The sequence below is a fragment of the Bradyrhizobium sp. CFUWI genome (assembly GCF_056429085.1).
In genome coordinates, this window is record NZ_JBWJZE010000264.1 from 1 (window position 1) to 411 (window position 411).

A 411-nucleotide genomic window follows, 5' to 3' on the forward strand; every position below is an offset into this window, starting at 1 on the left:
CGCGGCAGCCGTCGAAGCGCAGCCGCGCGAGCGGGTGCGGCGCGATGACTTCGATGCGCTCGGCGATCGAAAAGCCCGGCGTGTCCGCATCGACGATGAAGGCGCTGATGCCGCGCGCCGCCGGTGCCTCGCCGGTGCGCGCGAACACCACGTAGAAGTCGGCGATCCCGCCGTTGGAGATCCAGGTCTTCTCGCCGTCGAGCACGTAGCCGTCGCCTTCAGCGCGGGCCGTGCAGCCCATGGCCGCGACGTCGGACCCGGCTTCGGGCTCGGACAGCGCGAAGGCGGCGATCGCCTCGCCGCGCGCCACGCGCTCCAGGTAGCGCGCGCGCTGCTCCGGCGTGCCGTGCAGGCTGATCGCCCCGCTGCCCAGGCCCTGCATGGCGAACGCGAAATCCGCCAGGCCCGAAT

Annotated in this window: 1 protein-coding gene; it reads right to left on the reverse strand. The window is 73.0% G+C overall.

Annotated features, from left to right (window positions below):
• On the reverse strand, nucleotides 1-411 hold a 411-nt coding region (locus AC066S_RS39730), incomplete at both ends, for an acyl-CoA dehydrogenase family protein (protein ID WP_478272051.1).